The sequence below is a fragment of the Chitinophaga sp. W3I9 genome (assembly GCF_050434025.1).
GTDB lineage: Bacteria > Bacteroidota > Bacteroidia > Chitinophagales > Chitinophagaceae > Chitinophaga.
Map to the genome: position 1 here is coordinate 2,568,529 of NZ_JBNPWC010000001.1, position 12,446 is coordinate 2,580,974.

Sequence of the window (12,446 nt, forward strand, 5' to 3'; positions counted from 1 at the left end):
AATTTAGGCAATTCATTGGTGGATACACCATATACTTAAAAACTATAATAAACAATATTTTAATCTATTTTTAAGAAAACTTTTGTAAAGTAATAGCGACAGGCTAGCAACAGAATATTATATTTGCCTTTTTAAGCATCTAATAAGCGTAACTGAATGAACCTGGCATTTTGGAAAAAAAACAAAGACAGTCAGCCTAAGAAAAAGAAATCTGCGGTTAGAGAATGGTTAGACGCTGCGATCTTCGCTATTATAGCAGCCACGCTTATCCGCACCTTTATTTTTGAGGCCTATACGATCCCGACACCTTCAATGGAAAAAACCTTACTTGTGAACGACTTCCTGTTTGTGAGCAAGATCAGTTACGGACCACGTATCCCAATGACGCCGCTGGCAGTACCCTTTGTACATCATACCCTGCCCTTTACCAAATCAGCCAAAGCCTATTCAGAGGCGGTGAAGTGGAAATACAGACGTTTACCCGGTTTCTCAGATATCAAACGGTACGATGTAGTGGTTTTTAACTTCCCGGAAGGAGATACCGTAGCCATTGACTCGCCCGATCCCAGCTATTATGGCATGGTGCGGCAGTTTGGCTGGCAGTCGGTGCAGAACTCTTATAAGATCATCCAGCGCCCGGTAGATAAAAGGGAGAATTATATCAAACGTTGCATGGCCCAGGCCGGCGATACCATCCGGATCATCAAAGGTGCGGTATATGTCAACGGGCAGGCAGCACCGGTTCCTCCCGGCAGCCAGCATAAATATGTAGTGGAAACTACCGGCGACCAGCTTAACAGCAGCCGCCTGGAAGATCTGGGCATTGCTACTTCCGGCCCGGACTTTTACCAGCTTGATGCCAGCAAGTTCATTTACAACCTCACACCGGCCAACGTAGCAGCGCTCGAGCAGTTTAAGCCAATCGTGAAAGACATTAAAATATACCAGGAGTCTGATTTTACGGATTTCAATTACAATAACGTTTTCCCGCACGATACCGCGCATTTCAAATGGACAGAAGAAAACTTTGGTCCGCTGTATATTCCTAAAAAAGGCGCTACCGTTAAGCTGGACGAAAGCAACATCGCTTTATACGACCGCGTGATCCGTGTTTATGAAGGCAATACGCTGGAGCGGAAAGATGGTAAGTTCATCATCAACGGTCAACCCGCTGATAGCTATACATTTAAGATGAACTATTACTGGATGATGGGGGATAACCGTAACAACTCCCTCGACTCCCGTTTCTGGGGCTTTGTGCCGGAAGATCACGTAGTGGGTAAAGCCTGGTTGATCTGGATGAGCTATGGAGAAGGCGGTATCCGCTGGAGCCGTATCTTCAGAAATATTAAGTAAGCAACCGCCCGAAATATAATTTGAAGTAAATTACGGACCGGCAGTATGCCGGTCCGTTGTTGTCTTACCCCGACAACGACTATACGAAGAACCCTTTTCAACTGTTGTTATGGAGAAACAATTGCTGCATATTGAATACGAGGTATATGATGATCTTACCGGTCTTTCCGATGCTGACGCGTGGCTGCTGAAAGAAGCCAGGGAAGTAACGGCATATGCTTATGCACCTTATTCCCGTTTCCAGGTGGGAGCGGTGATCCGGCTGGCCAATGGGGAAATCATTGCGGGCTCTAACCAGGAAAACGCTTCTTATCCGATCGGGTTATGTGCGGAGAGAGTGGCCCTGGCTTCCGCTGCTTCTGTATATCCCAATATTGATATTGATACCATTGCCATCAGTTATAATAACCTCAGCGGCGACAGTACCCATCCCATTTCTCCCTGTGGCATATGCCGGCAAACATTGTCGGAGTACGAACGGAAACAGGAAAGCCCTATCCGGGTGATCATGGCGGGGTTAAGCGGTAAAATATATGTGATCAGTCGTGCCAACGATTTACTGCCCCTTTCCTTTAGCGGTGAGGAGCTGGGGGTGTGATTATTACATATATGTAAGTTTTCATTTACGATTTATTATGTATATATTTGTCCGGCGCCCCATAAGCGCCGCGACCTATGAAATCCTGTCAGCTATCCGTTAGTATCTGTTGTATTGTATTACTTACTGCAGTGTATAGTGAACCGGCAGCCTGTTACTTTGATAAAAAAGAGGCAGACTACCGTCCTGGGCTATACGTTGTTAAGGATACCCTGAAAAGCGTTAACCGTTATCAGCATCTGGCACACGACTTGTACGAAAGGAAACTTTTTAAACGGGCAATAGTGCAATGGAAAAAAGTTTTACACTTGCAACCTATCAATGCTTTTGCTATGTTTATGCTCGGAAAATCGTATATGGGTGTGGGTGAGCAGGAGAAGGGAGAACGCTTATGCGATGAAGCTCTCATACTCGGAGAACAACCCGGTAAAAATATTTGCCACAGTGTAGAGGGATTTTAAACAGCGCATAAAGGATAGGCAAGCTCCTTTTTCGCTGCGCTGCTTACTGTGGTATTTTCTTCGGCAACTTCGGCCACGGCGGCTGCAAGTTGCTAACGCTGCAACCCGTAAGGGCTGCAGCGTTTTAATAAGCGAATTTTGTCTTTCTCACTGATTACGCTGATTTTACTGATTACAAGGATTTGATCATATGTGATTTTAAAAGGATTAGGGGAGATATAAGCGGGTATATTCGCTTATATCTCCCCTAATCCTTTTAAAAATCCAAAAAGTAAAATCAAGGTAATCAATAAAATCAGCGTAATCAGTGAGAAAGACAACCTCCTCGTTATTACATTCTTTCCGGTACACGGATGCCAAGTAATTTCATACTCTGAGCAATGGTATGCGCAGTGAGCATGATAATCTGTAAACGCAGTTTCTTCTTTTCTTCACTGGTAGCACGGATAATGGAATAGGTAGGTACGCCTTCCACTTTCTCGGCATAAAAGGAATTGAATAACTGGGCCAACTGGAACGCGTAGTTGGCGATCACAGAAGGACTCAGCTCACGGTATGCGTCTGCCAGTATACCCGGAAACTGTTCGTTCAGAATAATCAGTTCCTTTTCCAGCGGCAGCAATTCTCCTTCGTAGGTATATGATTCAAGTTCTGCTGTTGTGCCGGCGTCCCGCAGGATGGATTTGATACGCGCATACGCATACTGGATGAACGGAGCGGTGAACCCATGCAAATCGATTGATTCTTCCGGATTAAAGATCATTTTCTTTTTAGGATCTACGCGGAGCAGGAAAAATTTCATGGCGCCCATACCCACCGTGTCATACAGTTCGTTGAGTTGCTCACCGGAAAACGCATCCAGGTTTTTACCGGATTGCTGTGTTTTCTCTGCGGCTGTTTTCACCATTTCAGTGATCATATCATCTGCATCCACTACCGTACCTTCCCGGCTTTTCATCCGGCCATGCGGCAGCTCCACCATGCCATAGCTGAGGTGGTGAATACCTTTGGCAGAAGGTTCTCCCAGTTTCTCCATAATCAGCTGGAGTACTTTGAAGTGATAGTTTTGTTCATCTGCCACCACATATACGCTTTGATCCATCTGGTACTGCTCATATTTCAACCGCGCCGTACCCATGTCCTGGGTCATGTATACAGAGGTGCCGTCTCCGCGGAGCAGCAGTTTTTGATCCAGTCCGTCGGCGGTCAGATCTATCCATACGGAGTTATCTTCTTTTTTAAACAGCACGCCTTTCTCCAATCCTTCTGCTACAAGGTTTTTACCTAACAGGTAGGTTTCACTTTCGTAGTACATCTGGTCGAAGTCAATGCCAAGGCGTTTATAGGTTTGATCAAAGCCTTCATACACCCAGCTGTTCATGGTGGCCCACAGTTCCCTTACTTCGGGGTTGCCGGCTTCCCACTGCTGCAACATGATCTTCGCCTGCTGCATGATCTCTGTTTTATTACGCGACATCTCTTTGATGTCGTCCATGATCTTGGCAGTTTTTTCTTTATCGTCTTTCACTTCGGGCTTATGGAGGGCGGTTACCAGCTTTTCCAGCTTTTCGGTTTCGGCGCTGTCGAAGTCACGGAAGTCATTTTCCAGTACGCGGTCGATGATAATTTCTGCCTGTTCTTTTACCACCGATTCAAACTTCACGTAGTAGTCGCCCACCAGGTGATCGCCTTTTATACCGGTCGATTGCGGGGTGTCGCCATGTGCAAACATTTGCCATGCCAGCATGGATTTGCAGATATGGATACCGCGGTCATTTACCAGGTTGGCTTTGATCACCTCGTAGCCATTGGCTTTCATAATTTCGGCGATAGCATATCCCAGGAAATTATTACGCAGGTGACCGAGGTGTAAAGGTTTGTTGGTATTGGGAGATGAATACTCCACCATGATCTTTTTACCATTGGCAGGCTGTAATCCGATGTTTACGTCGCTGTAATGTTGCTGGAGGAATTTTGTCCAGTAGGCATCGTTGATGCTCAGGTTCAGGAACCCTTTTACTACATTGAATCGCGCAATCAGTTCCGGGTAGTGGGCAGTCAGGTATTCCCCGATACGTTGTGCTGTTTCTTCGGGTTTCTGCCGGCTGAATTTTGTAAAAGAGAAAACGACAATGGTATACTCACCTTCGAATTCAGGCTTGGTGGTATTAATAGCAATTTCTGCTGCTGTTAACTGCTGATCGTAAAGTGAATTAATGGCGGCCACGGCGGCCGTTCTGATGGATTGTACAACACTCATGCTGAAAATGATTAATGCGAGGGGCAAAGATAGTTAATTAGCCGAAAGCAGCGAAGGTTGTCTGATAAAGACAACCTTCGCTTATCTGCAATATTTTATGCCTGCATTAAAAAGTGTAGAACACGCCGATCTGTGCTACAGAGTTTTTGCTGTCTACTTTGTCGGAATCATATACGTTGGTCAGGCCAAAATTATACCTGCCGCTGATACCAAGACCCATATCGAATTTATAACCAAAACCAAAGCCCAGTCCGAAGTCAACGGATTGCATATCGTCCTTGATATCTACTGTTACATCGCCGGATTTAACTTTGGCGGCTGTGAGAAAGCCTACCTGCGGACCTGCTTCCAAATAAAATTCAGGTACAATAGAATACTGTACCATTACCGGTACATTAATATAATTAACCTTCACCGTGTTGGAAGTGGTTAACCATAATACACTCTTTTCTGCTTTGGTGCCCTGGGCAGAATACAATACTTCCGGTTGGATTGCCCAGCTTTCATTCAGCCCGATGTTAACAAGACCGCCGGCGTGGAAGCCTGCGAGTGTTTTGGAGCCGTCGGTATCTGTTAGTTTGGAGATGTTCAAACCACCTTTAACGCCGAATTTTACATTTTGTGCTTGTACTGCCAGCATAGTTCCAATGGCTAATACACCAGACAAAATAAATTTTTTCATGATATGTTATTTTGTAAGCCCCAGTTGACAAGAAGTGTGCCGGTTTACAATGAGGAATAAAAATCCACCTGTTGCGGAAACTACAAATCCTTGAGCATCCAGCTGTCACAGCCAAAATGACCGGTATCACCCATCGGGCCTGTCAGGTACCTGAATCCGAACTGTTCATATACTTTTCTGGCCCTGGCAAGTTCTGGCGCTGTTTCCAGGTAGCATTGCGTGTAGCCGTTTTGTTTAGCGAAATCCAGGCACAGGGTGATCAGCTTGCCTGCCAGTCCTTTCCCGCGGGCTTCGGGCAGCAGGTACATTTTCTGTAGTTCGCACACATGCGCTTCGCCGCCATCCAGCGGATGAATGCCGGCCCCGCCAATTATTCTGTCATCTGCCAGCGCTACATAATACACTGCACGGGGAATATCAAACAACCGGGAGAGGTGCTCGGTGGTAGGATCTGAAAACGCGGTACCGGCTTTGTTCATGCCGAATTCTGTCAACGTGGTTTTTACTATATGGGCAATTGCCGGATCGTCTGCAGGAGCTATTGTTCTGATGATGTAAGGTTCCATAAAATGAAAATAGGGATTTTTTGATTTCACATCAAAAAATCCCTATGATCTTATTGTCAGTCAGTTAGAATATTGTAAACTCTACTCTTCTGTTTTTTTGCCGGCCTGCCGCGGTTTTATTGGAGGCGATAGGTTGTGACATGCCATAACCCACTGCTTCAATTTTAGAAGCATTCACACCTTTATCAACAAAGTATGCTTTAACGGATTCCGCTCTTTCCTTTGACAGGGCGAGGTTCCGCGACTTGCTGCCTACATTGTCGGTATGGCCGCTCAGCTTCAGGTTGAGGTTTTTGCGTTTCAGCAGTTCTGCCACCCGGTCGAGCGCAGGATAGGAGCTGGGCTTGATGCTTGCCTTCGCAAATTCAAATTCCAGGTTCTGAATGGCTTCCCTTACGATACGGTTATCTTCTTCTGTAATCACTACTTTTTCTTCTTTTTTCACTACTTCCGGTACCGGCAGCGGACAACCGGAGCCATCTACTTTGGTATTGGCAGGGGTGCCCGGGCATTTATCGAAGAAGTCGGAAACGCCATCCGCGTCACTGTCTTTTGTCAGTTTATCCACATCAGCGGTCAACCTGGCATTGTTCTGATTGGCAGCATCCAGCGAAGCTGCCAGGGTGGTTTTCTGGGCTTCCAGCTCATCATACATCACTTTGGCCGGGTTAGACCACTGCAGTTGTTTTTTGCCTTTCTTGCCAAGGGCAAATTCCAGTCCCGCATAGCCATAGGAGTACTTATCCTTGTTGGGTCCGTAGTTGTAGCCGTCCAGGTTATCCGCGTCGGTGTAATACATGGTATAGCCCAGGTCCAGGTTAATGAACTCAGACAGCCTGAATTTGAGGCCGGCGCCCACCGGGATAATCAGTTCCTTGATGGCTTTGTCTTCCGCTTTATAGGGGAAACTGGTGTTGTCGTTTCTGGTTACAGTAGGTTTATATCCGGCCAATCCTCCGCCTACAGAGGCATACAGCTGAACAAAGTTTTCCCGGAATAACCAATTGACGGTGGTGATATTGAATACGGCATTTAAAGTTCCTGACCAGTTTAATTTGGTTTCGTACGACTTATACGGTCTGACAGGAAGGGAGCCGTTACCGAGTTCTTTACTGTTATCTGCCTGGAGTTTACCGCCTACATAATCTGCCCGCAGGGCAAAGAAATGCAGTACCTGGTACTTAACATAGGCGCCATAACCGAAGGATCCTTTCCATTTGGTAAAGTCGTTACTGCCACCGGTGGCAGCCACTGGCGCCAAAACGCCGCCATTTACGCCAATTGACCATGTTTTATAGTCACTGGGGCCACTGAATAATTTTGCTGTGGGTACGGCAGAAGTAGTGGTAGGTTGATCCTGAGCCTGGCTCATCATTGGGGTGGTTGCTAACAACAAGCACGCAGCCCTCCATAAAATGGATGTATTCATAAGAAATAACGGTTAGGTTACACAATTTGTATCATTATAAAAACAGGAGGTCAGGAATAAAATAGCTGAAGAAAGGCGAGGTTATGAACAAATTAAACGACTCAGTTATTTAGTAAAAAGGTGTTTGCCAACGGAATAACTGTGATCTGTGATCAAATATAGGGTACCTGACTGACATAATTTCATATTTTTTTGCTTGGCATAATCATTGACAAACCAACGACAAACACGGAAATACTTACAACTAAAGGATAATCTTTAATACTATGGGAAAAATAATAGGCATTGACTTAGGAACTACCAATTCATGCGTTGCCGTAATGGAAGGTAACGAACCGGTAGTGATTGCCAATGATGAGGGCAGGAGAACAACCCCATCTGTAGTGGCTTTTTTAAAGAACGGAGAAAGGAAAGTAGGCGACCCCGCAAAGCGTCAGGCTATTACCAACCCCGTAAACACTATTATGTCAGTGAAGCGTTTCATGGGCCGTCATTTTGACGAAGTTGCCAGTGAAGTGAGCCACGTTACATATAAAGTGGTAAAAGGAGACAACAATACCACAAGAGTTGATATAGACGGCAGATTATATACTCCGCAGGAAATTTCAGCAATGATCCTGCAGAAAATGAAGAAAACAGCCGAAGACTACCTGGGTCAGGAAGTAACAGAAGCAGTAATCACTGTACCTGCGTACTTTAATGACGCACAACGTCAGGCTACCAAAGAAGCCGGTGAAATTGCCGGTTTAAATGTTCGCCGTATTATCAACGAGCCTACTGCTGCGGCACTGGCTTATGGTATGGATAAAAAACACCAGGACAGCAAAATCGCTGTATTTGACCTCGGTGGTGGTACCTTCGATATCTCTATCCTGGAATTAGGTGATGGCGTATTTGAAGTAAAATCAACCAATGGTGATACACACCTCGGTGGTGATGACTTCGATAAAGTGATCATGGATTGGCTGGCAGATGAATTCAAAAAAGATGAAGCAGTAGATTTACACAAGGATCCAATGTCATGGCAGCGTTTAAAAGAAGCTGCTGAAAAAGCAAAGATCGAATTATCTTCTTCTCAGGAAACTGAAATCAATCTTCCTTATATCACCGCAGTGGATGGCGTTCCCAAACACCTGGTGAAAAAATTAACCCGCGCTAAATTCGAACAGCTGAGCGACAGCCTGGTGGAAAGAACACTGGAACCTTGCCGCAAAGCATTGAAAGATGCCGGTATGAACACTTCCGAAATTGACGAAATTATACTGGTAGGTGGTTCTACCCGTATTCCTAAAATCCAGGAAGTAGTAGAAAAATTCTTCGGTAAAAAGCCTAATAAAGGTGTAAACCCGGATGAAGTAGTAGCCGTAGGTGCTGCAATCCAGGGTGGTGTACTGACAGGTGAAGTGAAAGATGTACTGTTACTGGACGTTACACCGCTGTCACTGGGTATCGAAACAATGGGTGGTGTAATGACCAAACTGATCGAATCCAATACCACTATCCCTACCAAGAAATCTGAAACCTTCTCAACTGCAGCAGATAGCCAGCCTAGCGTGGAAATCAATGTACTGCAGGGTGAAAGGCCAATGGCTAACCAGAACAGAACACTGGGCCGCTTTATCCTGGGTGATATTCCTCCTGCTCCGCGTGGCGTTCCTCAGATCGAAGTAACTTTCGATATTGATGCCAACGGTATCCTGCACGTAACTGCAAAGGATAAAGGCACCGGAAAAACACAGAACATTAAGATTGAAGCAGGTAGTGGTTTGAGCAAGGAAGAAATCGAAAAGATGAAAGCCGAAGCAAAAGCCAACGAATCTTCAGATAAAGAACAACGCGAAAAGATCGAAAAGCTCAATAAAGCAGACAGCCTGATATTCCAGACCGAAAAACAGGTGAAAGAATACGGCGACAAACTGCCTGCTGATAAGAAAGCAACTATCGAAGCAGCACTTGAAAAGCTGAGAGAAGCACACAAATCACAGGACAGCGCGCAACTGGATACTGCTACTGCAGAACTGGAAGCTGCCTGGACTGCTGCTTCAGAAGAGCTGTACAAAGCATCTCAGGGTCAACCCGAAGGCGGCCAGCCAAACGGCGGTCAGCAACAGGGCCAGCCTCAGGGTGGTGCCAACGATGGCGTTACCGACGCAGAATTCGAAGAAGTAAAATAATGCCGCGGATGTTGTCTTTCTCAGGATTAACCTGATTAGACTGATTCAGGGGATTTGATCACTTTGGATTTTAAAGGATTTTGGGAGATATAAGCGGATAAACCTGCTTATATCTCCCTTTTTTTTAATCAAAAATGATTATATTCTCTTTCATCTCCCCCAATCCTTTAAAATCCAAAGTGATCAAATCCCCTGAATCAGTATAATCAGCGTAATCAGCGGGAAAGACAACATCCGCGAAAATCCGCGCGTTTTTTCCTACTTTGTTCCGGCTTAGCCGGGATCCGATGAATTACAGTGTACGTTTTTATATCCGTTACCATACTCATTACGGGCAGGATCTATACCTGCTTGGTAATTTACCTGCGTTGGGTAATGATGTGCCACAACATGCCCGCCTTATGCAATGGGGAAACGAAGAATGGTGGTACACCGATATCCGGCTGGCTCCCGGGAAACCTTTTACCCTGCGATACCAGTACTTGTTAAGAGAAGGGGAAGAGGTGATATACGAAGGCGCAGTACGTGAATTTGTTTTTATACCGGGAGAACATCCTGATATCGTTTTCCTGGATACCTGGAATGATGCGCATCGCCCGGAAAATGCCTGGCTAACGGCTCCTTTCTCCCGCGTTTTTTATAAAAGATCCCCTGCTGCAATTACAGCACCCCTAACGGCAACGCATATATTCCGTGTGCAGGCGCCACTGCTGGATAGCAGTAAAACCGTTTGTTTGCTGGGCAGCAGTCTGTCAACAGGTAACTGGGATACCAGTAACCCACTGTTGCTGCAATACGATGAACAAGGCTGGTTTTCCATAGCGCTGAACCTTTCCGGTGAAGCGGCGCCCATGTATTATAAATACGGCATTTACGACCAGGACAGGCAACAATTTGTTCAGTATGAAACCGGCAGCAACCGTGAATTGCATACCACCGCAACAACAGGGCGGCAGGTAATTTTACACGACGGATTTTTGCGTATTGCACCTGCTCCCTGGAAAGGCGCCGGCGTGGCCGTACCCGTGTTCAGTTTGCGCAGTCCCGAAGGATTTGGTACCGGCGAATTTGCAGACCTGCCGGCATTTGCCCAATGGGCGCAGCAGAAAGGGCTGCAGCTGATACAGCTGCTCCCGGTGAATGATACCATACAAACCGGTACCTGGAAAGATTCCTATCCATATGCCGCTATTTCTTCTTTCGCGCTGCACCCACAATATATCCGCTTGCAGTACGTAGGCAGTTTGCCTGCATCCCATCCGTTGCAACGGCAGTTTGATCGGCTACGGCAATGGCTCAACGAAAAAGAAACGGTGGACTATGAAGAAGTAATGTCGTTCAAACTGGCTTATCTGCGGGCGCTGTTTAAAGCGGAAGGGCACCGGTTACAAACACCGGAATACCGGCAATGGCTGGCTGCCAATGAGCATTGGCTGCTGCCTTACGCCGTATACTGCTTTCTGCGCGATCGTTACGGGACCGGTGATTTCGCTCAATGGCCCGGCTATAATGTATATGACGCTACGGCAGTGAAACAACTGGCAGTAGCAGATGAAGATGCTGCTGCGGCAGTACAGTATCATTTCTTTGTGCAATACCACCTGCACCGGCAGCTGGCCGCTGCCAGCGCCGCAGTACACGATTGTAACGTAGTCCTGAAAGGCGACATCGCCATTGGTGTGGCCCGCCACAGCGCAGACACCTGGATGAACCCCGGTCATTATTACCTGGATATGCAGGCAGGAGCGCCACCAGACAGCTTTACCAGCGAAGGACAAAACTGGGGATTTCCCACCTATAACTGGAAACACATGAGGGAAAACGGATTGGAGTGGTGGCAGCAGCGCCTTCGTCACCTGTCTGTTTATTTTGACGCATTCCGGATTGATCATATCCTTGGCTTCTTCCGCATCTGGCAGATACCCCGCGATGCTATACAAGGCATACTGGGATATTTTCATCCAGCCGTTCCCGTTACACCGGAGGAAATGAGTCGCCGTGGCATTCAGTTTGAAGAAAGCAGGTACTGCCTGCCTTATATAACCGACGCCATCCTGGAAGAACTGTTTGGCAACTATGCGGGTATGATGAAAGAGCAACTAATGCATCCCTTGCCGGATGGGCGTTACCAGCTGTTGCCGGCATACAGTATGCAACAAAAGGTGGCGGCATCAGCGTTGCCGGAAACCATAAAAACGATACTCTATAACCTGATAGCTGATGTATTATTTATAAAAGTAAGTGGAGACAGTAAAACGTTGTACCATCCCCGTTATGATATGGCGGCCACCAGGTCGTTTGCGGCATTGGATGCCGGGAGCAGGGAAGCTTTGCAGGCATTGTACCACGACTACTTCTACCTGCGGCAGGAAAGCTGCTGGCGCCGGGAAGCGCTTGATAAACTCCCCCTGATAAAAAGGGCTACCCGTATGCTCATCTGCGGGGAAGATCTGGGCATGGTGCCCGCATGTGTGCCTGGCGTAATGCAGGCACAAGGCATTTTAAGCCTGGAAATTGAGCGTATGCCAAAATCCGGGAACGCACTCTTTGCAGACATATCAAAGGCGCCCTACCTGTCTGTTTTAACGCCTTCCACGCACGACATGAGCACCCTGAGAGGGTGGTGGAAGGAAAATACATCCATCTCCCGGAAATATTATCAGCAACAGCTGCAACATACCGGACCAGCACCTGCCACTGCTACGCCGGAACTGATCCGCGAAATTATCAGCCGGCATATGGCGTCTCCTGCTATGTGGCGCATCTTCCAGGTGCAGGACCTGTTGGCGGCGGAAGCCCCCGAAAGTACCCGGAATCCTGATACGGAAAGGATCAATATTCCCGCAGTGGCATCGCATTACTGGTGTTACCGCATTCCGCGGAACCTTCCGGAGATGATGCCCGTTCGATGATTAGCTGC

Annotated in this window: 9 protein-coding genes; 5 read left to right on the plus strand and 4 right to left on the minus strand. The window is 46.8% G+C overall.

The genetic code is table 11. From position 1 onward, the window contains the following. Positions 1-156 precede the first annotated feature (156 nt). The 3 genes from lepB to QFZ51_RS10815 all read left to right on the plus strand — a co-directional run bounded on the left by lepB (position 157) and on the right by QFZ51_RS10815 (position 2,415). Complete coding sequence (gene lepB, locus QFZ51_RS10805) at positions 157-1,356, plus strand: signal peptidase I (RefSeq protein WP_370913527.1); 1,200 nt, start codon at positions 157-159, stop codon at positions 1,354-1,356. 109 nt (positions 1,357-1,465) lie between these two features. Next, positions 1,466-1,954, plus strand: a complete 489-nt coding sequence (gene cdd / locus QFZ51_RS10810; protein WP_429045719.1) for a cytidine deaminase — start codon at positions 1,466-1,468, stop codon at positions 1,952-1,954. 77 nt (positions 1,955-2,031) lie between these two features. After that, on the plus strand, positions 2,032-2,415 hold the full coding sequence (locus QFZ51_RS10815) for a hypothetical protein (protein ID WP_429045720.1): 384 nt from the start codon (positions 2,032-2,034) through the stop codon (positions 2,413-2,415). 331 nt (positions 2,416-2,746) lie between these two features. Here QFZ51_RS10815 and argS read toward each other — a convergent pair whose 3' ends face one another. The 4 genes from argS to QFZ51_RS10835 all read right to left on the minus strand — a co-directional run bounded on the left by argS (position 2,747) and on the right by QFZ51_RS10835 (position 7,352). Beyond that, entirely contained in the window at positions 2,747-4,675 is a 1,929-nt protein-coding gene (gene argS, locus QFZ51_RS10820; RefSeq protein ID WP_429045722.1) for an arginine--tRNA ligase, read from the minus strand. 106 nt (positions 4,676-4,781) lie between these two features. Beyond that, positions 4,782-5,357 (minus strand): porin family protein, encoded by a 576-nt coding sequence (locus QFZ51_RS10825; RefSeq protein WP_429045725.1) that lies wholly within the window; start codon positions 5,355-5,357, stop codon positions 4,782-4,784. Positions 5,358-5,437: 80 nt separating this feature from the next. Next, the gene (locus QFZ51_RS10830; RefSeq protein ID WP_429045726.1) at positions 5,438-5,923 is read right to left on the minus strand and encodes a GNAT family N-acetyltransferase; all 486 of its coding nucleotides are present in this window, start codon (positions 5,921-5,923) and stop codon (positions 5,438-5,440) included. Between the two features lie 64 nt (positions 5,924-5,987). After that, positions 5,988-7,352: an OmpA family protein gene (locus QFZ51_RS10835; protein ID WP_429045727.1), complete on the minus strand. Its 1,365-nt coding sequence runs from the start codon at positions 7,350-7,352 to the stop codon at positions 5,988-5,990. A gap of 266 nt (positions 7,353-7,618) precedes the next feature. Here QFZ51_RS10835 and dnaK point away from each other — a divergent pair, with 266 nt between their 5' ends. Both dnaK and QFZ51_RS10845 read left to right on the plus strand, forming a co-directional pair. After that, on the plus strand, positions 7,619-9,526 hold the full coding sequence (dnaK, locus tag QFZ51_RS10840) for a molecular chaperone DnaK (protein ID WP_429045729.1): 1,908 nt from the start codon (positions 7,619-7,621) through the stop codon (positions 9,524-9,526). A gap of 287 nt (positions 9,527-9,813) precedes the next feature. Continuing rightward, positions 9,814-12,438 carry a 4-alpha-glucanotransferase gene (locus QFZ51_RS10845; RefSeq protein ID WP_429045731.1) on the plus strand — a complete coding sequence of 875 codons (2,625 nt, stop codon included), beginning with the start codon at positions 9,814-9,816 and terminating at the stop codon, positions 12,436-12,438. Positions 12,439-12,446: the final 8 nt, after the last annotated feature.

What these genes read in the sequence shown, in the direction of transcription:
- lepB (WP_370913527.1), top strand. Translation starts at nt 157, where the DNA reads ATGAACCTGGCATTTTGGAAAAAAAACAAAGACAGTCAGCCTAAGAAA.
- cdd (WP_429045719.1), top strand. Translation starts at nt 1,466, where the DNA reads ATGGAGAAACAATTGCTGCATATTGAATACGAGGTATATGATGATCTT.
- QFZ51_RS10815 (WP_429045720.1), top strand. Translation starts at nt 2,032, where the DNA reads ATGAAATCCTGTCAGCTATCCGTTAGTATCTGTTGTATTGTATTACTT.
- argS (WP_429045722.1), bottom strand. Translation starts at nt 4,675, where the DNA reads ATGAGTGTTGTACAATCCATCAGAACGGCCGCCGTGGCCGCCATTAAT.
- QFZ51_RS10825 (WP_429045725.1), bottom strand. Translation starts at nt 5,357, where the DNA reads ATGAAAAAATTTATTTTGTCTGGTGTATTAGCCATTGGAACTATGCTG.
- QFZ51_RS10830 (WP_429045726.1), bottom strand. Translation starts at nt 5,923, where the DNA reads ATGGAACCTTACATCATCAGAACAATAGCTCCTGCAGACGATCCGGCA.
- QFZ51_RS10835 (WP_429045727.1), bottom strand. Translation starts at nt 7,352, where the DNA reads ATGAATACATCCATTTTATGGAGGGCTGCGTGCTTGTTGTTAGCAACC.
- dnaK (WP_429045729.1), top strand. Translation starts at nt 7,619, where the DNA reads ATGGGAAAAATAATAGGCATTGACTTAGGAACTACCAATTCATGCGTT.
- QFZ51_RS10845 (WP_429045731.1), top strand. Translation starts at nt 9,814, where the DNA reads ATGAATTACAGTGTACGTTTTTATATCCGTTACCATACTCATTACGGG.